Below are 19770 nucleotides of genomic sequence, written 5' to 3' on the forward strand. Positions count from 1 at the left end.
TATGCCGCAACTGCCATGACGCCTTCAAACAAGTGAAACAAGGCGTTTGTCGAAATAGGAGGGTCACATCGACATAGGAAGAGGCGGCAATTCGGCCCTTGCAAATTCACGCAGGAGTTACGTGGCCTTACGGGCAACTGGGCTGCTCCAAAATATGTCCCCTTTACCAGTCGCCTTATTGAGGAAGCGCGCCAGCACGAACATCAGATCCGACAACCGGTTCAAGTACTGCCGGATCGGCGCATTTACGCTTTCCACTCCCGCCAGCGCGACCACCGCGCGCTCGGCACGCCGGGCTACCGTGCGCGCCATGTGCGCCACTGCTGCCGGCCGCGAGCCGCCGGGCAGGATGAACTCGCGCAGCGGCGGCAGCGCCGCGTTGTAGTGCGCGAGCCGCGCATCCAGATAAGCAACCTGCGCTTGGGTGATCGCGGCATGGCCGGGGATGCAAAGCTCCGCGCCCATGTCGAAGAGGTCGTGCTGGATGGTGAGCAGGTCGGCGGACACGTCGTCCGGCAGGGTTTCAGTGAGCAACAGGCCGATGACGCTGTTCAGTTCGTCCACATCGCCCAGGGCGGCGATGCGCGGGGCGTCCTTGGGGATTCGGGATCCGTCCCCGAGCCCGGTGGTGCCATCGTCGCCGGTGCGGGTGGCAATGACGGATAAGCGGTTGGCCATGTTTTTTGATTGAGTGAGAAGAGTTGGAGGCTTGCTTCCGACGGTAAGCGCAGCCCGCAAGCAGGGCCGCTCCGCAAACAACCGTCAGGATTGTTGCGCACTCGCGGCGGAATGGTTGCATTCGCGCAGTATCCTAGCACTGTAAAAAGCGGCAGGAGCGCCTTAGGCGCCCCGGCCGCTTGGATCGCATAGGGAGGTTACATATGGGTTTTAACCGCAAGTACGCAACGCCCATGGCGGTTGCCACCGCAATGGCTGTCGTGTCGCTGGCGACGCCAGTCGCTTTCGCGCAGCAGGCCGATGCCACGGGCGAGGTGCGGCGCGTGGACGCCGCGGCGGGCAAGGTCACGATCAAGCACGATGCCATCAAGGCGCTGGACCTGCCGGCGATGTCGCTGGTCTACCAGGCCGATCCGGCGTTGCTGGCCAATATCAAGGCGGGCGACAAGGTGCGGTTTACCGCTACGCGCAAGGATGGCAAGTACGTGGTGACGGCGATCACGAACTGACGCTGTCCCAAAGAAAAAACCCCGCCGCAAAGCGTTGCGGCGGGGTTTTTTGCATCTGCGGCGGGTCGCTGGTGCCCGGAGCGTCAGAGCACGTAGCGGGCCAGGTCCTGGCTGCTGGCAGCTTCGGCCAGTTGCGAGTTGACGTAGGCGGCGTCGATCTTGACGTGCTTGTCCTGGCTGGACGTGGCGTCAAAGGAAAGCTCGTCCAGCAGCTTTTCCATCACCGTGTACAGACGGCGGGCGCCGATGTTCTCGGTGGTTTCGTTGACCTCGAAGGCCAGTTCCGCCAGGCGGCGTACGCCTTCGTCGGTGAACTCGAGCTCGACGTCCTCGGTCGCCATCAGCGCCGTGTACTGCTTGGTCAGCGACGCATCCGTGTCGGACAGGATGCGCACGAAATCCTGGGCGGTGAGGGATTCGAGTTCGACGCGGATCGGGAAGCGGCCTTGGAGTTCGGGGATCAGGTCCGACGGACGCGACAGGTGGAAGGCGCCCGACGCGATGAACAGGATGTGGTCGGTGCGGACCATGCCATAACGCGTGTTGACGGTGGTGCCTTCAACCAGCGGCAGCAGGTCGCGCTGCACGCCTTGGCGCGACACATCGGCGCCGCCGGATTCCTGGCGGGCGGCGATCTTGTCGATTTCGTCCAGGAACACGATGCCGTTCTGCTCGACGTTGTTGATCGCAACGCTGCGCAGGTCTTCTTCGTTGACGCGCTTGGCGGCTTCTTCGTCGACGATGAGCTTGAAGGCTTCGCGCACCTTCATCTTCTTGGGCTTTTTCTTGTCGCGCGCCATGCCCGCGAACATGCCGCGCAGCTGCTCGGCCATTTCTTCCATGCCGGGGGGCGTCATGACGTCCATTTGCGGCACGGTCTGCGCGACTTCAATCTCGATTTCCAGATCGTCGATCAGGCCTTCGCGCAGGCGCTTCCGGAACGTCTGGCGGGCGCTGTTGTCCTCGCCGCGCTGGGGCTCACCCGAGGCGCCGCGGGGCGGCGGAACCAGGGCGTCCAGGATGCGGTCTTCGGCGGCGTCCTCGGCCTGGGTGCGCACACGGCGCATTTCCAGTTCGCGGGTCTGCTTGATGGAGTATTCGGTCAGGTCGCGGATGATGGTGTCCACGTCGCGGCCCACGTAGCCGACCTCGGTGAACTTGGTGGCTTCGATCTTGATGAACGGCGCGTTGGCCAGTTTGGCCAGGCGGCGCGCGATCTCGGTCTTGCCGACGCCGGTCGGGCCGATCATCAGAATGTTCTTGGGATGGATTTCGTGGCGCAGGGGTTCGGCGACCTGCTGGCGGCGCCAGCGGTTGCGCAGTGCCACCGCGACCGCGCGCTTGGCGCGGTTCTGGCCGACGATGTACTTGTCGAGTTCGGAGACGATCTCTCCGGGCGTCATGTTGGATGCGGACATCAGGGCGGATCCTTGAAGCTAGGGCGGGCTGGGAGGGCGCCGCGGCGCAGGTTGCGCCGCGCGGCAGGCGTCAGTCGCCCAGCGTTTCGATGACGTGGTTCTGGTTGGTGTAGATGCACAGGTCGCCGGCGATCTCGAGCGATTGTTTGATGATCGTCTCGGGCGGGAGGTCGGTGTTGCGCAGCAGGGCCAACGCGGCCGATTGCGCGTACGCGCCGCCGGAGCCGATGGCGGCCAGGCCGTGCTCGGGTTCCAGCACGTCGCCGTTGCCGGTGAGAACCAGCGTGTGCTCGGCGTCGGCCACGATCAGCATGGCTTCCAGGCGTCGCAGGACGCGGTCGGTACGCCAGTCGCGGGTCAGTTCGACCGCGGCGCGCATCAGGTTGCCCTGGTGCTTTTCGAGCTTGGCTTCGAAGCGTTCCTGCAGCGTGAACGCATCGGCGGTGGCGCCGGCGAAGCCAGCGAGAATCTTGTCGTGGTACAGGCGGCGGATCTTGCGGGCAGTGCCCTTGATGACGATGTTGCCCAGGGTGACCTGGCCATCGCCGCCCAGCGCGACGCGGTTGCCGCGGCGCACACACACGATGGTGGTGGCGTGAAATTGTTCCATGCGTTCCTTCCGTTGAAAGTTTTAGCTGGGGGCGGTCGCCGGTATATCAAGTAGAAAAAAGGCCATGCGGTTAACCGGCATGGCCTTTCAGGGACGGAGCGGAAGCGGGACGGATCAGTCGCCGTACAGCTTTTGACGCATCTCACGGCGTTCCTGCGCTTCGAGCGACAGGGTGGCCGTGGGGCGGGCGAGCAGACGGGGGATGCCGATGGGCTCGCCCGTTTCTTCACACCAGCCATATTCGCCGCTGTCGATGCGGGCGATGGATTGCTGCACCTTCTTGAGCAGCTTGCGCTCGCGGTCGCGGGTGCGCAGTTCCAGGGCGTGCTCTTCCTCGATGGTGGCGCGGTCGGCGGGATCCGGCACGAATTGCGTTTCACGCAGGTGCTCGGTGGTCTCGCCGGCGTTGGCCAGAATGTCCTGCTCGAGTTGTTTGAGCCGTTCCTTGAAGAACGCCAGTTGGCGGTCGTTCATGTAGTCCGACTCGGGCATGGCCAGCAATTCCTTTTCGCTGGGCAGATCAATCGCCGTATCGCTCGTCGACTTACTTGATTTTTTGGTTGCTGCCTTGGTAGCCATGTAAACACTCCACTATGAATCGATCCTGGCGCGGGCGTCCGTCCCGGTCCGTGTTACTTGTTGCCTACGCTATCCGTACCTCACAGTACTGCCTTCGTCGCATCGCGTCACGCAGGAATGGGGATTACCCCGCCAGGCACTGCTCCAAGCCCCGGGTAAAAATCTCCTGGGGCAGCTTACGTCCGATGAACACCATCTTGGTGGACGGTTTTTCGGCCGCGGTCCACGGCTTGCCGGGTTCGGCGCCCATCATCATGTGCACACCCTGGAACAACATGCGGCGGTTGATGCCCTTCATGTACAGGATGCCCTTGTAGCGCATCAGGTCGGGACCATAGACCTGCACGACGCCGCCCAGGAATTCCTCAAGGCGCGCGGGATCGAACGGCTTGTTGGAACGGAACACGAACGCGCCGATTTCGTCGTCGTGCTTGGGGTGGTGATGGTGGGCATGATTGCAGTGCGCGCCGCATTCGCCATCGTGGTCATGATCGTGGTCATGGCCGTGGCCGTGATCATGGTCGTGATCGTGGGCATGGTTGTGCGCGGCGTCCGGATGCTCATCGGCCAGGAACTCCGGGTCGATGTCCAGAATGGAATTCAGATTGAAGCCGCTGATGTCGATGATGGACTTGAGGTCGACGTCGCCGAAGTTGACGGCGGTGATCGGCGCGCGCGGGTTCATGTGAACCAGACGGTGGCGCAGCGCTTCGTAGTCGACTTCGTTGACCAGGTCTTTCTTCGAGATCAGGATGCGGTCGGCGAAACCGACCTGCTTTTGGGCTTCGGGTTGTTCGTCGAGTGTGGACATGCCGTGCTTGGCATCGACCACGGTGACCACCGCGTCCAGGCGGTAGTACTCGGCGATGTCGTCATCCATGAAGAACGTCTGGCACACGGGGCCGGGGTTGGCCATGCCGGTGGTTTCGAGGATGACGCGTTCAAAAGTGAGTTCGCCGGCTTCGCGCTTGGCGCGCAGCTCGGACAGAGTACGCATCAGGTCGCCGCGCACCGTGCAGCAGACGCAACCGTTGGACAGCTCGATGATTTCTTCGTCGCTGTCCTGCACGAGCAGGTCGTTGTCGATGCTTTCGGGTCCGAACTCGTTTTCGATGACGGCGACGCGGCGGCCATGGAATTCGGTCAGGATGCGTTTGAGCAGGGTGGTCTTGCCCGCACCGAGGAAGCCGGTGAGGATGGTGACGGGAACCATTTTGTCCAAACTGCGCGGGGTGTTCATGGCGAAGCTGCTAGCGTGATGTCAGGGCGTGAAACACAGCGCCTGACGGGGTTTTCAGTCCCTGCCGATTGATGTCTGCCACAGGCTGCGAGAGCCACCGATAGCGGCCGGACGCAGGATTACAGCACAGTCGGGGGCAGGGGGCAAACCCCGGGCCAACCCGGGGGGCCGTGGCCGCCAGATGGCAGCCGATCGCCGTCAAGTATCGGGCGATACCTCTATTTTGGGGCGGTTTGCCTGAATTCAAGGGCGAGCCGGCGGCCCGGGAGCGGGCGGGCTTGAAATGGCGCGGCCGATGGGGCGCATCCTAAGGATGAGATGCGGCTCGAAATGGGGCTCATCCAAGGATGAGAGGTGCCCGGGATGAGGCCAATCCAAGGATGAGGCGCACCCAATGGATGAAACGCCTCAGGGGCGCCCGCCCAATCAGTGGTGATGGTGGTGATGACCCGCGTCGGCCGGCTGCGTCTTCTGGCACTGCGGGCACAGCGCGCGGATTTCGGTTTCATGCGTGGCCAGCGCATAGCCCGTCTGGGCAACGCGTTCGGCCAACTGACGGCTCATGGCCGGGTCGGAGACTTCAGCGACAGCGCCGCAACCGGTACAGACGACGAGCAGGTCATGCGGGGCGCCGCCGGCGTCGTGGCAGGCGCTCCAGGCATTGACGGCGTCCAGGCGGTGAATGAGGCCTTCGTCCATCAGGAAGTCCAGGGCGCGATACACCGTGGGCGGCGCAGCGCCCGGATGGACCGCGCGCATGGCGTCCAGCAGCTCGTAGGCCTTGAGGCTGCGGCCATGGCGCAGCAACAGTTCGAGGACCTTGCGGCGGATGGGGGTCAGGCGGCGTCCGCGCTGCGCGCACAGCGTTTCGGCGACGCTGAGCTGAGCGCCAACGCTGTCGTTGCGGGGTGGACGGGACGGAGCGGACATGGCGGGCTTTATCTGAATGGGAAGCGCGCGCGACGCGCGCGCGAGATGCCTGGAAGGTAGCAGAAAACCCCGGCGTGCGGGAACCGGCTCTGAAGCCGTCATGTTTTAGTTATGATATAACATAATAAAACTACCGCTGCTTCGTATGTTGTTGCTGCGGTTGCCGCTTTCCCGTCGTTGCCGAATTCCGTTGTTGCCTGCCATGTCCCATTTCTCGCTCCTGCCCCCGCGGCCCGGCGCCGCGCCCGGCCGGGGCACGCCGCCCCGTTCCGCGTTTCTCGTTTCCGCCTGGCGGCGCATGGCTTACGCCCTGATGGCCGGCATCGCGCTGTGGGCGTTGACCGGCTGGGCGCTGGACTGGTGGCCGCGATGAACGCGGCGCCCGTCACGGTCGAGCTGGTCGACGCATCGTTCGGCTGGCATGGGCGCGCGGCCTTGCGCGCGGTTTCGGGCAGCTTCGCGCCCGGCGGCATGACAGCCGTGGTCGGACCCAACGGCGCGGGCAAGTCGACGCTCATCAAGGGCATCATGGGCGTGCTGCGACCCATGACCGGCAGCGTGCGCATCCAGGGCGCCGGACGATCGGCGTTGGCGTGGCTGCCGCAGGCGGCGGAACTGGACCGATCATTTCCGACGACAGTGCTGGACCTGGCGGCCATGGGCGCCTGGCGCCGGGTCGGCGCCTGGCGCGCGTTCAGCAACGACGAGCTGGACCGGTGCATGCACGCACTTGAAACCGTGGGCCTGGCCGATTGCGCGGGCTGCGGCGTGGATACGCTGTCGGGCGGGCAGATGCAGCGCGCCCTGTTTGCACGGATGCTGGTGCAGGACGCGCCGGTGCTGTTGCTGGACGAACCCTTTGCGGCCGTGGACAGCCACACCGCCGAGGAACTGATGGCCCTGTTGTGCGGCCTGCATGGACAAGGCCGCACCGTGATCGCGGTGTTGCACGATCTGGACCTGGTGCGCGATCACTTTCCGGAAAGCCTGCTGTTGTCCGGTTCAGTGGTGGCCTGGGGCGACACCACCGCCACCTTGAGCGAGGCGCATCTGAAGACGGCGCGCCAACGCCACGCGGGAGCCTGGGCATGACGCTCGTGGATTGGGTGGTATCGCCGTTCCTCGACTACGGTTTCATGCGGCGCGCGCTTGCGGGTGCTTGCGCGCTGTCGCTGGGCGCCGCGCCCTTGGGTGTCTTTCTGGTGTTGCGGCGCATGAGCCTGATGGGCGATGCGATGTCGCACGCCATTCTGCCGGGTGTGGCGGTGGGCTTTCTGATGGCCGGCCTGTCGCTCGGCGCGATGATGCTGGGCGGTATTGCGACTGGACTGGCCGTGGCATTGCTGGCGGGGCTGGTGGCCCGGCTGACGCCGCTGCGCGAGGACGCGAGCTTTGCCGCCTTCTACCTGATATCGCTGGGGCTGGGCGTGCTGCTGGTGTCCCTGCGCGGCTCCAACATGGATCTGCTGCACGTGCTGTTCGGCACGGTGCTGGGCCTGGACGACGCGGCGTTGCTGCTTGTGACCGCCACGGCCAGCGTGACCTTGCTTGTGCTGGCGGCCATCTACCGGCTGCTGGTTGCCGAATGCCTGGACCCGGGATTCCTGCGCGCCAGCGGCGGCATGGGCGGCGTGGTGCACATGGGCTTTCTGGTGCTGGTCGTCGTGAATCTGGTGGCGGGCTTTCAGGTGCTGGGCACGCTGATGGTGGTGGGCATCATGATGCTGCCGGCCGCCGCGGCGCGGTTCTGGGTGCGCAGCGCGGCCCGTCAGATTCCGCTGTCGGCGGCGCTCGGCGTGGCGTCTTCGGTGGCCGGGCTGCTGGTCTCCTATCACTTCGACGTGCCGGCCTCGCCCGCGATCATCCTGGCGGCCGGCGCCTGCTATCTGTTTTCCATCGTGGGCGGCCCGCAAGGCGGGCTGCTGCGGGCAACGCGCCGCGCGCGCCCTGCCTGAGACTTCATAAGGAGATTGACCATGCGTTCGATTCTGCCGGCACGCCGCCGCGCACTGCTGGCCATGGCGGGCGTCTGCCTGTCGGCCATGTTGGGAACCGCGCAGGCGGCCGAGCCGCTGAAAGTGGTGGCCAGCTTTTCCATCCTGGGCGACATCGTGCGGGAAATTGGCGGCGCCGACATCAGCCTGACGACGCTGGTCGGGCCTGACGGTGATGCGCACGGGTACGAACCCACGCCGGGCGATGCGAAAAAGCTCGCGGATGCGCGCGTGCTGGTGGTGAACGGCCTGGACTTCGAGACCTGGCTGCCCAAGCTGACGAAGGCGTCCGGGTTCGCCGGACAGACGGTGACGGCGTCCAAGGGCGTGACGCCGCGCAAGTTCGCGGGGCATGGCGATGGGCACGCGCACGAGGCTGATCACGATCATGATCACAAGGACGGACACGATCACAAGCACGGCGATGACCACGACCATGACCATGACGATGACCACGACCACAAGCCCGGCCATCACCATCACCATGGCGACGCCGACCCGCATGCCTGGCAGAGCCTGGCGAACGGCGTGATCTACGCGCGCAACGTGGCCGACGGCCTGGCCGCCGCGGATCCCGCGCATGCGCAGGCGTATCGCCAACGCGCCGACGCCTACGTCGCCAAGCTGCAGGCGCTGGACGCCAGCGTGCGCAAGACCTTTGGCGCCATCGGCGCCGATCGCCGCAAGGTCGTCACCTCGCACGATGCGTTCGGCTATTTCGGCGACGCGTATGGCGTGACGTTCATCCCCGCAATGGGGGTGTCTACCGACGCCGAACCGTCGGCGCGCGAGGTGGCCGCGATCATCGAACAGGTGCGGCGCGACAAGGTGCCCGCGGTGTTCGTCGAGAACATCAGCAGTCCCAAGCTGGTCCAGCAGATCGCGCGCGAGACCGGCGCAAAGGTGGGTGGTACGCTCTACTCCGATGCCCTGTCCAAGCCTGGACAGCCGGGCGCCACCTACCTGGAAATGTTTGAATGGAACGCACGCCAGCTTGCCGCGGCCTTGCAACCCTGAGCGCCGTGGCGGCGCTGCTGGCGGCGGGCGCCGCCAGCGCGCACCCGCACATGTGGATCGATGCGCGCGCGCAGATCGACGTCGATGCCGAACAGCGCATCAGCGCCGTGCGGCAGGTGTGGCTGTTCGACGAAATGTTCGGCGCCTACGCGACGCAGGGGCTGAAAAAGGCCAAGGACGGGACGCTTCCCGCCGACACTCTGAAAGGCATGGCGCAGGATTGGATGAAGGCGCTGGGTGAGCCGATCTCGCATTACTTCACGCGCGTCACCGTTGACGGCAAGACCGCGGCATTCGCCGCACCTCGCGACGCCCGCGTCGACTGGAACCCCAAGACCACGCGGCTGACGCTGTCCTTCACGCTGCCGCTGGCCGAGCCCGTCGTGCCGGGCGCGGGCGGCGCGCAGGTGGACATCTACGACCCCACCTATTTCGTGGCCTACGCATTTGAAGAGAAGGGGGCGGTGTCGCTCGGCGGTCCGCAAGGCGCGGCCTGCAAGGCCGACTACCGCAAGCCCAAGGAACTGGATTGGAAAACCATGCAGGAACTGGCCGCGATCCCGGCCGACCCGGACGCCTTGCCCGACGAACTGTTCGCCATTACCAAGGGACTCACGCACCGCATCGAGGTGCGATGCCCGTGAGCCGCCGCGCGCGCGCGCTGGCGATCATCCTGCTGATGCTCGGTGGGCTGTCGATTGCGGCCGCGCAAGGCACGCATCCCTTTGGCGTGCCGGAAAGCGGCAGCGGCCTTGCCGGTCCCGGCTGGCTGTCCAGTTTTTTTGGCAGCGTGTCTGTCTGGCAGTCGCATTTCTACAGGCAACTGACGGGCGCTGTCCGTGCCTGGCAGGCGGACGGCGGCGCAGCGTGGGCCTTGGTCGGCCTGTCGTTCGCGTACGGCGTCTTTCATGCGCTGGGACCGGGCCATGGCAAAGCGGTGATTTCGTCGTACGTCCTGGCCAACCGCCAGACGGCGCGCAACGGTGCGCTGCTGGCTTTGGCGTCTTCGCTGATCCAGGCGCTGGTGGCGATCGTGATGGTGGCGGTGCTGGCGTTGATCTTCAACGCGACGGCGGCGACGATGAACGAAGCCACGCGCTGGCTGGAGCTGGCGTCGTATGCGTTGGTGACGCTGTTGGGCGTGTGGCTGGTGTGGTTCAAGGCGGTGAGGCCGTTGCTGCGGCGGGCCGGGGCGCGTGAACATGCAGCGCATGATCATGCAGATGCGCCGGTGCAGGCGCACGAACACACGCACGAACACACGCACGAACATGCGCATGGGCATGAGCACGTACACGAGCACGTACATGATCACCGGCATGATCACGAACACGCGCACAAGCATGCGTACGGCAATCCGCAGGTTCAGGTCCAAGCGCATCACCATGATCACGATCATCACCATGACCACGACTGCGGTTGCGGACACGCGCACGTACCCGCGCCGGAACAGGTTGCCGGTCCGATGAACTGGCGCCGCGCGTGGTCGGCGATTTTCGCGGTGGGCCTGCGGCCCTGCAGCGGCGCGTTGATCGTGCTGGTGTTCGCGTTGTCGCAGAATTTCTTTCTTGCCGGCGTCGCATCGGCGCTGGCGATGGGTTTGGGCACGGGGCTGACCGTGGCGGCGTTGGCTTGCCTGGCTGTTGCGGCCGGGAGCGCCGCGACGCGTCTGGGCAGCCGTCTGTCCGGCGCTGGCGCGGCGCGGCTGCGCTATGCGGTCGAGGCGCTGGCCGCGATTGCGGTGTTGCTGCTGGGCGTGATGCTGCTGGGCGGCATGTTGGCCGTGGGCGGGTAGCGTATACCCGCGTGCGGGCCGGGCCTTTGATCAGGCTGGACGAGCGCCTCGCCAAGAAAGGTCAGGACTTGCGCCCAGCGCGCGGATGGGCCTGGTCGTAGGCCTTGGCCAGATGCTGGAAATCCAGCCGCGTGTAGATCTGCGTGGTCGAGATATTGGCGTGGCCCAGCATCTCCTGCACGGCGCGCAGGTCCTGCGCGGATTGCAGGACGTGGCTGGCGAAACTGTGGCGCAGCACGTGGGGGTGCACATGCGTGGGCACGCCCGCCGTCTGCGCGATGCGCGCAAGCTGCAACTGCACCACGCGGGGTGAAATGCGGCGTCCGCGGGCGCCCAGGAATAGCGCGGCCGCGTCTGCGGGCGGCGGCGAGGGCAGCGCAAGCTGCGGACGCACCTCGATCCACTTGCGCAGCGCGGCCAGGGCCTGCTGACCGACCGGCACTGAGCGGCGTTTACCGCCCTTGCCCAGCACCACGACTTCGGCATCATCCAGATTCAGCCAGCCGCGCGACTCGTAATCGGCGGTGCGCTCGTAGCACAGGTCCAGTCCCACCAGTTCCGACAGCCGCAGTCCGCTGGAATACAACAGCTCGAACATGGCCTGATCGCGCAGCGCGGCCGGTTCGGTGGCGACCTGTGCCGGTGCGCTTTCCAGCAGAGCCTGGGTCTGTTCGACCGACAAGGCCTTGGGCAGGCCACGGGGCGCTTTGGGCGCGCGTACGCCCGCGACGGGATTGCCGGCCAGTTCGACGGCAGGCGCCCACCATTGATAGAAACCGCGCCACGCCGCGAGTGTGCGGGCCAGACTGCGCGGACCGCGGCCCTGCGCGTGCAGGCGCGCGACGAACTGCCGGATGTGGCCGTTGCCAAGCTTGTCGAGCGGCAGACCGGCCTTGTCGGCCAGTTCGCGCAGAAAATGCAGTTCGCGCTGGTAGCCGTCCAACGTATGGGGCGAGTACCGGCGGTTGGTCTCCAGATGGCGCAGCCAGGCGCGCATCGGATCCGGCAGCGGGGGCGGATTGTTGGCTTGCTCGGCTTCGTGCTTCGCATTCTGCTCGGCGTTCTGCATCGCGTTGTCCTTGTCCGCCCCGGCAGCCCTACGCCTTGGGCGAGGCCGGATTCAACCGGTGCAAAGCCGCCGACGCCAGCTGGCCGACGGATTCAAGAAACGTCGTGCCCATTTCCGGCGTGAAACGTTCCGGGTCGTCTGAACCCAGCACCAGCAGGCCCACGGCGGCGCCGTCGGCTTCGAGGCGCAACGGAACCAGCGCCAGCGACTTGGGCTTGGCGTCCAGCCACGCCACTGCTTCGAAGGCGGTGTCGGCGCCGACATACGGCGTCTTCAGGCTGTCGGTGAAGGTGCGCACGTCATCGGATACGGGCTCGCCGTAGCCGTGATCGGGCAGGTCAGACAGGTTCCACAGGCGCAGCGCCACGTGGTTCAGTTCGAATTGTTCGGCCAGGCCCAGCGCGATTTCGCCGGGCACCAGCTGAGGATCGCATTCGGACAGCAGGCGGCAGCACCACTTGGCCACGTGCGAACCGATGGTCTCGTTGGCGGTGGCGTTGCGGACCAGTTCGTTCAGGCGCCATTCGAGTTCGCGGGTGCGCTCGCGCAGCGTGAGGATCTGGCGTTCGCCCAGCGAGATGGCGCGCGAACCGTGCGGATGCGGCACCTGCAGGGTGGCGAAGACTTCGGCGTGGTCGTCGAAGAAGCCGGGGTTCTCTTGCAGGAAGGTTGCGATGTCCTGGGCGGTGAAAGCGGTATCGGTCATAGAGTTATCGGTTCAGCGCCATGGAAAAGACGAGCTTGTCGATGTCGACCTGGCCCGTGAAGACGGATTCGGCCGGGCCGGTCATGCGGAGTTGTTCGCCGTTCCAGGCGACGGTCAGCACGCCGCCGAGCGCTTGTACGCGCACGGGCGAATCGAGCAGGCCGCGGCGGATGCCGGCCGCGACGGCGGCGCAGGCGCCCGTGCCGCAGGCCAGCGTTTCGCCGACACCGCGCTCGAAGACGCGCAGGCGGATGTTGTTGCGGTCGACAACCTGCATGAAGCCGGCGTTGACGCGGCGCGCAAAGCGCGGATGGGTTTCGATCAGCGGCCCCAGCACGGCGACGGGCGCGGTGTCGACGTTGTCGACGACCTGCACGGCGTGCGGGTTGCTGATGGCGACGGCGGACAGAGTGACCGTGCGGGGAAATCCGGCGGGGGCGTCGAGGTCCAGTTCCCAGAGGGTGTCCTGGCCCTGCGTGACGGAAGGCAGGCCGGCGGTGTCGAAGGGCAGCGCGGCCGGATCGAAGCGGGTGCTGCCCATTTCCACGGTGACCTGCTCGTCGTCGCCTTCGTCCAGGACGAGGATGCCGGTGGCGATCTCGGCGCGAAGCGGATTGTGGTCGGACAGGCCTTGCTCGTGCACGAAGCGCACGAAGCAGCGGGCGCCATTGCCGCAGTGTTCGACCTCGGATCCGTCGGAATTGAAAATGCGGTAGCGGAAGTCGGCGTCCGGCCGCGTGGCGCGTTCGACCAGCAGGATCTGGTCGGCGCCGACGCCGAAGTGGCGGTCGCCGAGGGCGCGCGCGCGTTCGGGCGTCATCTCGATGGTCTGGCGGACCCCGTCGAGCACAACGAAATCGTTGCCCGCGCCGTGCATTTTGGTGAAGTTCCAGTTCATCTGCGGATTATCCCCCATTCTCGCGGTGCGGCGAGTGCGCGCCGCGGTTCAGTACAGCTTGGCTTCGCCTTCGGGGCGTGTCTTGAAGCGGCGGTGCACCCAGTAATACTGGCTGGGGCAGCGGCGCACCCAGGATTCGAGTTCGCGGTTCAGGCGGGCGGTGGCCGCTTCCAGCGTGTCGTCGCCCGGAAAGTCGTCAAGTGGCGGCAGCACGTCGACATGGTACTTGCCGGTGTCAGGATTCCAGAACCCCACGATCGGCAGGACGGCGGCGTTCCATTTCTGGGCGAGCTGCGCCGTCGCGAGCAGCGTGGCGGCGGGCACGCCGAAGAACGGCACGAAGACCGAGCCCTGCCGGCCAAAGTCCATGTCGGGCAGGTAGTAGACCGGGCGCGGGGCGCGCAGGTGCCGGATCAGGTCGCGCACGCCGTCCTTGCGGCTGACCAGGAATACTTCATTGAAGCGCGCGCGCCCGGCGGCCACGACGGCGTCGATGTGCGGATCGCTTTGCGGCGTATACATGGTGGCCGCGCTGGGCACTTCCATGGTCAGGCGGGTGGCGGCGGCGTCCAGCGCGATGAAGTGGGGCGCAAGCAGGATGACCGAGCGGCCCTCGGCCGTCAGCGCGTTGATGCGGTCGGCGCCGGTCTGCGTGACCATCTCTTTGATGGCCTCGGGCGTGCCGTACCACAGCACGCCGCGGTCGACGATGGATTGCGCCAGCGCGCGGAAGTGATCGGCCACCCACTGTTCACGCACGGCCTCGGGCTGGTCGGGAAAGCTCAGTTCAAGATTGCGGCGGACGATGCGCGCGCGCGACTTGGCCAGCCGCGGCGCCAGCCAGCCCAACACCGCGCCGATGCGCAGGCGCGTCGACGGCTTGATGCGGCCGAACCATTTCAGCAGGGTAACCAGCGTGCGCGTTTTTCTATCGTTCATGGATGTGGATGGAGACCGGACGGCGGGATGAGCCAGGGTTCAAGCGGTCGGGGGCGCCGGTTCAGCGTCGGGCGCCGGGGTCGCGCCGCGCGGAGTCTTGTAGCGGTTGTAGCTCCAGAGGTACTGGTCGGGGCAGCGGCGGATCAGCGTTTCCATCGCGGCGTTGATGAGGGCGGCCTGGGCCTCGGGCTCGGCGGGCAGCGGCTCGGGCACGCGCACGTAGTGGATGCGCCAGCCTCGGCCCTTGGGCAGGCGTTCGCCGGCCGTGAGGATGATGGGGACGTTGGTCTGCGATGCAAGCTTGCCGGGCAGCGTCATGGTGTAGGCCAGGCGCCCGAAGAACGGCACCCACACGCCGTCGCCCACGCTGGGCGCCTGGTCGGGCAGCATGCCGACGGATTCGCCGCGGCGCAGCGCGCGCACGAACTCCCGCACGCCCTGCATGTTGGCGGGCACCGCATTGACGGCCGAGCTGTTGCGCGCCGTTTCCAGCAAGGGCGCCAGCGCTTCCTTGCGCGGGGGGCGGAACATCACCGTCATGGGCATCTGGCGGGCCAGGTAGCGCGCGGTGATCTCAAAGCAGCCCAGGTGCGGCGTCAGAAACAGGATGCCGCGGTTCTCGGCGCGGGCGGCGGCGACCACGTCGTCATCGTCGGAGACCACCTGCGCCAGGCTTTCCTGGTTGCGGAACCAGACGCGGGGATTCTCGAGAATCATCGCGCCGGCTTCAGCCGCCGCGCGCCGGGCGAACGCCGCGCCGGGGTAGCCCGCCTGCGCCGCATTGGCCTGCAGGCGCCGCCGGTACTTGCCCGGCAAGGCGTAGATGGCGCGTCCCGCGAACCTTCCGATCGCATGCGCGACGGGGAGCGGCAGGGCGGCAAAAAGTCGGAACAGAGGCAGCAACATGCGTCAAAAGGTTGAAATCGGGCAGGGTAATACTGCTGATCGAGGCATATGGATACACCCCGGCAACAAGCATAAGAACGGCATTTTCGCTTAAAATGCGCCCAGTCGCCGAGTTAACCGACAACTTGCGGGGCGACGGCAAGGGTACTGCGCTTCGCGCAGCCTGCGCCAAATCCGCTAAAGCGTCGCGCCCAGTTGGCATTGCATGCAGACCGGGGTGCAACGCGCCTCGAGAACCTATGCGCCGGCAAGACCGGACAATAAGGACGCATCTGTGGCCAACAACGATTTTCTCTTCACTTCCGAATCCGTCTCCGAAGGGCACCCCGACAAGGTTGCCGACCAGATCTCCGATTCGATCCTCGACGCCATCTTCACGCAAGACCCCAACGCGCGTGTTGCAGCCGAAACGCTGTGCAACACCGGTCTCGTCGTGCTGGCTGGCGAAATCACCACCACCGCCAACGTCGATTACATCCAGGTCGCGCGCGACACGATCCGCCGCATCGGCTACGACAACACCGAATACGGCATCGACTACAAGGGTTGCGCGGTGCTCGTCGCCTACGACAAGCAGTCGCCCGACATCGCGCAGGGCGTGGACCGCAGCTCGGAAGACTACCTGAACCAGGGCGCCGGCGACCAAGGCCTGATGTTCGGCTACGCCTGCGACGAAACCCCTGACCTGATGCCTGCCCCGATCTGGTACGCGCACCGCCTGGTGCAGCGTCAGAGCGAACTGCGCAAGGACGGCCGCCTGGGCTGGCTGCGCCCGGACGCCAAGTCGCAGGTCACGTTCCGCTACGTCGACGGCCGTCCCGCCGAAGTCGACACCGTGGTGCTGTCGACCCAGCACGCGCCGGAAGTCTCGCAAGAGACCATCCGCGAAGCGGTCATCGAAGACATCATCAAGCCCAGCTTCCCCGAAGGCCTGATCACGCCCAAGACCAAGTTCCTGGTCAACCCGACCGGCCGCTTCGTCATCGGCGGCCCGCAAGGCGATTGCGGCCTGACCGGCCGCAAGATCATCGTCGACACCTACGGCGGCGCTTGCCCGCACGGCGGCGGCGCGTTCTCGGGCAAGGATCCGTCCAAGGTCGACCGTTCGGCCGCCTACGCCGCCCGTTACGTGGCCAAGAACATCGTGGCCGCCGGTCTGGCGCGCCAGTGCCAGGTGCAGGTCAGCTACGCCATCGGCGTGGCCGAACCCATCAACATCACCGTCTACACGGAAGGCACCGGCGTCATCCCCGACGACCAGATCGCCAAGCTGGTGCGCGAGCACTTCGACCTGCGTCCGAAGGGCATCGTGAACATGCTGGACCTGCTGCGCCCGATCTACACCAAGACCGCCGCCTATGGCCACTTCGGCCGCTCCGAGCCCGAGTTCTCGTGGGAAGCCACGGACAAGGTCCAGGAACTGAAGAAGTCCGCCTGACGCGATCCAGGATCCGCGATGCGGATAACGAAAAGCGCCCGATTGGGCGCTTTTTCGTTTTGTGCCGCCGATGAACGGCGTTCTTGATTCACGGCGCGCGCCGGCCGGGCCGGGCTTCTGCCGTGGCTGCGCGCGGCGTCAAAGACCCCAGGCCGACAGGTCCGGCTGCAGCGGCGTTGGAGACAGCACCGTTTCCAGCGCCGCTGCGCAGTCCAGCAGCGCGGCGTCACCGCCTGCGGGCGCCAGCAGTTGCACGGCGCACGGCATGCCGTCCATGTCCAGGCCCGCCGGCAGCGCAATCGCCGCCGCGCCGAGGAAGTTGGCCGGGCGCAGCAGCTTGCCCAGGCCGGCGTGGCGCGTGTCCTGCGAGTCCAGCGCCTGGGCGGCCTGATCGCTGGCGGGCATGAGCAGGGCGTCAACGCCCCGCATGGCTGTTTCGAAAGCCGCCATGTCGGCCTGGCGGCGCAGCAGCGCGGCCTCGTAGCTGGCCTGCGTGATCCGGCCGCCAGCGGCGATGCGCGCGCGCACCACGTCCCACAACGGTTGCGAGGCGTCTTCGGCCAAAGCGCCGAAATAGCGGAAGGCCTCGTACGCCAGCACCAGCGAGTTGTCTTCCGCCATGCGCGCAAAGGACAGCGAGGCGGGCGGGTGCCAGGCGGTGGGCGTAAAGCCAGCCTCTGCCAGGCGTCCCTGCGCCGCGTGCCAGGTTTGCAGCGCCTCGTCGGTCAGCGGGGCCGGCCAGGCCTGCGGCGCCAGTACGGCGACGGCGCCCGGCTGGCGCGCGGCGGTGTGACGCAGGCTGGTGAAGCGGGCGGCCGGCAGCGCCAGCGTGGCGCCGTCATCGACGTCCGGGGCGGCCAGCAGTTGGGTCAGGAGACGGGCGTCGCCGACGCTGCGCGCAATCGGGCCCAGCACGTCCAGCGTGTCGGACAGCGGCAGGCAGCCCGCGCGGCTGATAAGGCCGGAGGACGGCTTGTAGCCGACCACGCCATTCAACGCCGCCGGCGCGCGCACCGAGCCGCCGGTGTCGCCGCCCAGCGCCAGCGGCGTCAGACCGGCCGCGACCGCCACGCCCGCGCCGCTGGACGAGCCACCCGGCGCGCGCGCCACCGTTGCGTCCCACGGATTGCGGGCGGTGCCCTGCGTCGGGTTCTGTCCCGACAGCCCGAACGCGAACTCCGTCATGCGCGTCTTGCCCAGGATCACCATGCCTTGCGCCGCCAGCCCGCGCGTTGCCGCGGCGGTTTCCGTGCTGACGACGCCGGCGCGCGCCTGCGAGCCGCCGGTGCACGGCGTGCCTTCCCACTGCACGCTGTCCTTCACTGCGACCGGCACGCCATGCAGCGGGCCCAGAGTGATGCCGGCGTCCAGCAAACGGTCTGCCGCCTCAGCCTGCGCCAGCGCGCGCTCGGCCGTGACCACGCTGTAGGCGGCCAGTGCGGCGCCGCGCTCGATGCGGTCGAGGAAATGCAGGGTAAGATCGCGCGACCGGAGCTTGCGCTCGCGGATGGCGCGGGCAAGCTGGCGGGCGTCCTGGAAATGCGGAGTGGTGTCTTGGGCGGGCATGTGTCTCGTCGAAATGGAAAAAGCCTTCCGGTCCTCGGCGGGACCGGAAAGCGATCTGATCGGGATGGCTGAGCGGGGGACGGCCTACCGGGATGGCCTACCGGGGCTGGTCTATTTCAGGACCTGGCCTTTCGTCTCAGGCATGCGGATGAAGGTGATCAGTGTGATCACGGCGCCCGCCAGCACGTAATAGAAGAACCAGCGCTCCATGCCCTTGCTTTGCAGCCAGGTCAGCAGGTAGGGCGTGGTGCCGCCCAGCAGCGCGACGACCAGGTTGTACGGCGTGCCGATGCCGACGGCGCGCACGCTGGTGGGAAACTGCTCGGACATGATGGCCGGGGCGATCGCGGTGTACATCGCGTAGAGCACCAAACCGAACAGTTCGACGGCCAGGATCGAACCGAATGACGGCCCGAGCGTGGTCATGACCGGATAGAAGAAGATCAGGTAGCCGGCGGCAAAGAAGATCAGTTGGGGCTTGCGGCCGATGCGGTCGGACAGCATGCCGAACAGCGGCTGCACCAGCATGAATACGATCAGCGCGACGGTGTTGGCCGCAAACGCGGTCTTGGGGTCGGCGCCGACCTGCCGGATGGCGTAGGTGGGCACGTAGGCCACGAAGATGTAGAACGCGAACGTGGTCAGGACCGAGAAGCCCACGATGCGCAGCACTTCGCGCGGATGGTCGCGCAGCAGCGTGCGCAGGGGTTGCTTTTCGATGCCGGCCTTCTTGGCGTGCGAGAAGGCTTCGGTTTCCGGGATGGCACGGCGGATCCACATGCCGGCCAGGCCGCCCAGCGCGCCCAACAGGAACGGGATGCGCCAGCCCCACTCGGCCATGTCGGCCTTGGTGAGAACGGTGGTCAGGATCCAGCCCACGGCCGAGGCGGCCAGGATGCCGACCGCGGCGCTGAAGAAGACGAAGCTGGAATAGAAGCCGCGCTTGTTCGGCGGCGCCATTTCCGCCAGGAAGGTCGTGGCCGAGGCATACTCTCCGCCCAGCGACAGGCCTTGCAGCAGGCGCGCGGCGGTCAGCAGCAGCGGCGCAGCGATGCCGATGGTGGCGTAGGTCGGCGTGATGGCGATGATGAGCGAGCCGCCCGCCATCATCAAAATCGTCAGGCCCAGTGCGGCCTTGCGGCCGTAGCGGTCGGAGAAGATGCCGAGCACCCATCCGCCCACCGGACGCATGAAGAAGCCCACCGCGAAGATGCCGAACGTCGCAAGCAGGGCAGTGGTTTCGTTGCCGGGCGGGAAGAACTGGCTGGAAAAGAAAATGGCGAACGACGCGTAGATGGTCCAATCGAACCATTCCACCGCATTGCCTACACTACCGGCCAGAATCGTGCGGCCGCGCGAAACGGGCGGGGCGCTTGCGCCTTGCGCCGCGCGCAAGGTTGCGGATGTGCTGCTCATGACGTCCTCAAATTGTGTTTTGTTTTTTGGTCAAATAGACCACTAAATTTTGTGTTTTTATC

At 66.4% G+C, this 19770-nt stretch carries 21 protein-coding genes; 8 read left to right on the top strand and 13 right to left on the bottom strand.

The features are described from left to right. Positions 1–117: 117 nt before the first annotated feature. Positions 118–678: a cob(I)yrinic acid a,c-diamide adenosyltransferase gene (locus tag HV681_RS21430; RefSeq protein WP_175124907.1), complete on the bottom strand. Its 561-nt coding sequence runs from the start codon at positions 676–678 to the stop codon at positions 118–120. A gap of 203 nt (positions 679–881) precedes the next feature. On the opposite strand from HV681_RS21430, the gene HV681_RS21435 reads away from it, so the two are divergent. Further along, on the top strand, positions 882–1187 hold the full coding sequence (locus tag HV681_RS21435; protein ID WP_175124908.1) for a copper-binding protein: 306 nt from the start codon (positions 882–884) through the stop codon (positions 1185–1187). An 83-nt stretch (positions 1188–1270) separates the two neighbouring features. On the opposite strand, the gene hslU is transcribed toward HV681_RS21435, so the two are convergent. The 5 genes from hslU to HV681_RS21460 form a co-directional block, all read right to left on the bottom strand. After that, positions 1271–2605, bottom strand: a complete 1335-nt coding sequence (gene hslU, locus HV681_RS21440) for an ATP-dependent protease ATPase subunit HslU (protein ID WP_175124909.1) — start codon at positions 2603–2605, stop codon at positions 1271–1273. A gap of 70 nt (positions 2606–2675) precedes the next feature. Next, on the bottom strand, positions 2676–3215 hold the full coding sequence (gene hslV / locus HV681_RS21445) for an ATP-dependent protease subunit HslV (RefSeq protein ID WP_056327243.1): 540 nt from the start codon (positions 3213–3215) through the stop codon (positions 2676–2678). A 114-nt stretch (positions 3216–3329) separates the two neighbouring features. Further along, complete coding sequence (gene dksA, locus HV681_RS21450; RefSeq protein WP_056327244.1) at positions 3330–3794, bottom strand: RNA polymerase-binding protein DksA; 465 nt, start codon at positions 3792–3794, stop codon at positions 3330–3332. Between the two features lie 124 nt (positions 3795–3918). Then, entirely contained in the window at positions 3919–5034 is a 1116-nt protein-coding gene (locus HV681_RS21455; RefSeq protein ID WP_175124910.1) for a CobW family GTP-binding protein, read from the bottom strand. A gap of 426 nt (positions 5035–5460) precedes the next feature. Further along, on the bottom strand, positions 5461–5964 hold the full coding sequence (locus HV681_RS21460) for a Fur family transcriptional regulator (protein ID WP_056327248.1): 504 nt from the start codon (positions 5962–5964) through the stop codon (positions 5461–5463). Between the two features lie 202 nt (positions 5965–6166). Here HV681_RS21460 and HV681_RS21465 point away from each other — a divergent pair, with 202 nt between their 5' ends. Genes HV681_RS21465 through HV681_RS21490 form a run of 6 tightly spaced genes read left to right on the top strand, consistent with a single transcriptional unit; the run spans position 6167 to position 10770 of the window. After that, positions 6167–6337: a hypothetical protein gene (locus HV681_RS21465; protein ID WP_175124911.1), complete on the top strand. Its 171-nt coding sequence runs from the start codon at positions 6167–6169 to the stop codon at positions 6335–6337. Continuing rightward, positions 6334–7056, top strand: coding sequence for a metal ABC transporter ATP-binding protein (locus HV681_RS21470; RefSeq protein ID WP_175124912.1), 723 nt, complete (start codon positions 6334–6336; stop codon positions 7054–7056). The genes HV681_RS21465 and HV681_RS21470 overlap by 4 nt, the downstream gene beginning before the upstream one ends. Beyond that, positions 7053–7919, top strand: a complete 867-nt coding sequence (locus HV681_RS21475; RefSeq protein WP_175124913.1) for a metal ABC transporter permease — start codon at positions 7053–7055, stop codon at positions 7917–7919. The genes HV681_RS21470 and HV681_RS21475 overlap by 4 nt, the downstream gene beginning before the upstream one ends. A gap of 21 nt (positions 7920–7940) precedes the next feature. Continuing rightward, positions 7941–8975 (top strand): metal ABC transporter substrate-binding protein, encoded by a 1035-nt coding sequence (locus HV681_RS21480; RefSeq protein ID WP_175124914.1) that lies wholly within the window; start codon positions 7941–7943, stop codon positions 8973–8975. After that, complete coding sequence (locus tag HV681_RS21485) at positions 8936–9619, top strand: DUF1007 family protein (protein WP_175124915.1); 684 nt, start codon at positions 8936–8938, stop codon at positions 9617–9619. The genes HV681_RS21480 and HV681_RS21485 overlap by 40 nt, the downstream gene beginning before the upstream one ends. Continuing rightward, positions 9610–10770 (top strand): nickel/cobalt transporter, encoded by a 1161-nt coding sequence (locus HV681_RS21490; protein WP_175124916.1) that lies wholly within the window; start codon positions 9610–9612, stop codon positions 10768–10770. The genes HV681_RS21485 and HV681_RS21490 overlap by 10 nt, the downstream gene beginning before the upstream one ends. A gap of 61 nt (positions 10771–10831) precedes the next feature. Here HV681_RS21490 and xerC read toward each other — a convergent pair whose 3' ends face one another. From xerC to HV681_RS21515, 5 genes are read right to left on the bottom strand one after another with little or no spacing between them, the layout of a single operon-like run. Further along, positions 10832–11839, bottom strand: a complete 1008-nt coding sequence (xerC, locus tag HV681_RS21495; RefSeq protein WP_286937877.1) for a tyrosine recombinase XerC — start codon at positions 11837–11839, stop codon at positions 10832–10834. 28 nt (positions 11840–11867) lie between these two features. Further along, the gene (locus HV681_RS21500; protein ID WP_175124917.1) at positions 11868–12545 is read right to left on the bottom strand and encodes a DUF484 family protein; all 678 of its coding nucleotides are present in this window, start codon (positions 12543–12545) and stop codon (positions 11868–11870) included. Between the two features lie 4 nt (positions 12546–12549). Next, the gene (dapF, locus tag HV681_RS21505) at positions 12550–13461 is read right to left on the bottom strand and encodes a diaminopimelate epimerase (protein WP_175124918.1); all 912 of its coding nucleotides are present in this window, start codon (positions 13459–13461) and stop codon (positions 12550–12552) included. 30 nt (positions 13462–13491) lie between these two features. Then, complete coding sequence (locus HV681_RS21510; protein WP_175124919.1) at positions 13492–14382, bottom strand: lysophospholipid acyltransferase family protein; 891 nt, start codon at positions 14380–14382, stop codon at positions 13492–13494. Positions 14383–14421: 39 nt separating this feature from the next. Beyond that, positions 14422–15288, bottom strand: coding sequence for a lysophospholipid acyltransferase family protein (locus HV681_RS21515; RefSeq protein WP_175124920.1), 867 nt, complete (start codon positions 15286–15288; stop codon positions 14422–14424). A gap of 274 nt (positions 15289–15562) precedes the next feature. On the opposite strand from HV681_RS21515, the gene metK reads away from it, so the two are divergent. Then, complete coding sequence (gene metK / locus HV681_RS21520; RefSeq protein ID WP_056327270.1) at positions 15563–16726, top strand: methionine adenosyltransferase; 1164 nt, start codon at positions 15563–15565, stop codon at positions 16724–16726. Between the two features lie 138 nt (positions 16727–16864). Here metK and HV681_RS21525 read toward each other — a convergent pair whose 3' ends face one another. Together HV681_RS21525 and HV681_RS21530 are read right to left on the bottom strand one after the other, a co-directional pair. Further along, on the bottom strand, positions 16865–18292 hold the full coding sequence (locus HV681_RS21525; protein ID WP_175124921.1) for an amidase: 1428 nt from the start codon (positions 18290–18292) through the stop codon (positions 16865–16867). Between the two features lie 111 nt (positions 18293–18403). Then, a complete protein-coding gene (locus tag HV681_RS21530) occupies positions 18404–19708 on the bottom strand; it encodes an MFS transporter (RefSeq protein WP_175124922.1) in 1305 nt (434 codons plus the stop codon). Between the last annotated feature and the right edge of the window lie 62 nt (positions 19709–19770).

Origin of the sequence: Achromobacter animicus, assembly GCF_902859585.1 — a bacterium.
GTDB classification, from domain to species: Bacteria; Pseudomonadota; Gammaproteobacteria; order Burkholderiales; family Burkholderiaceae_B; genus Achromobacter; species Achromobacter animicus.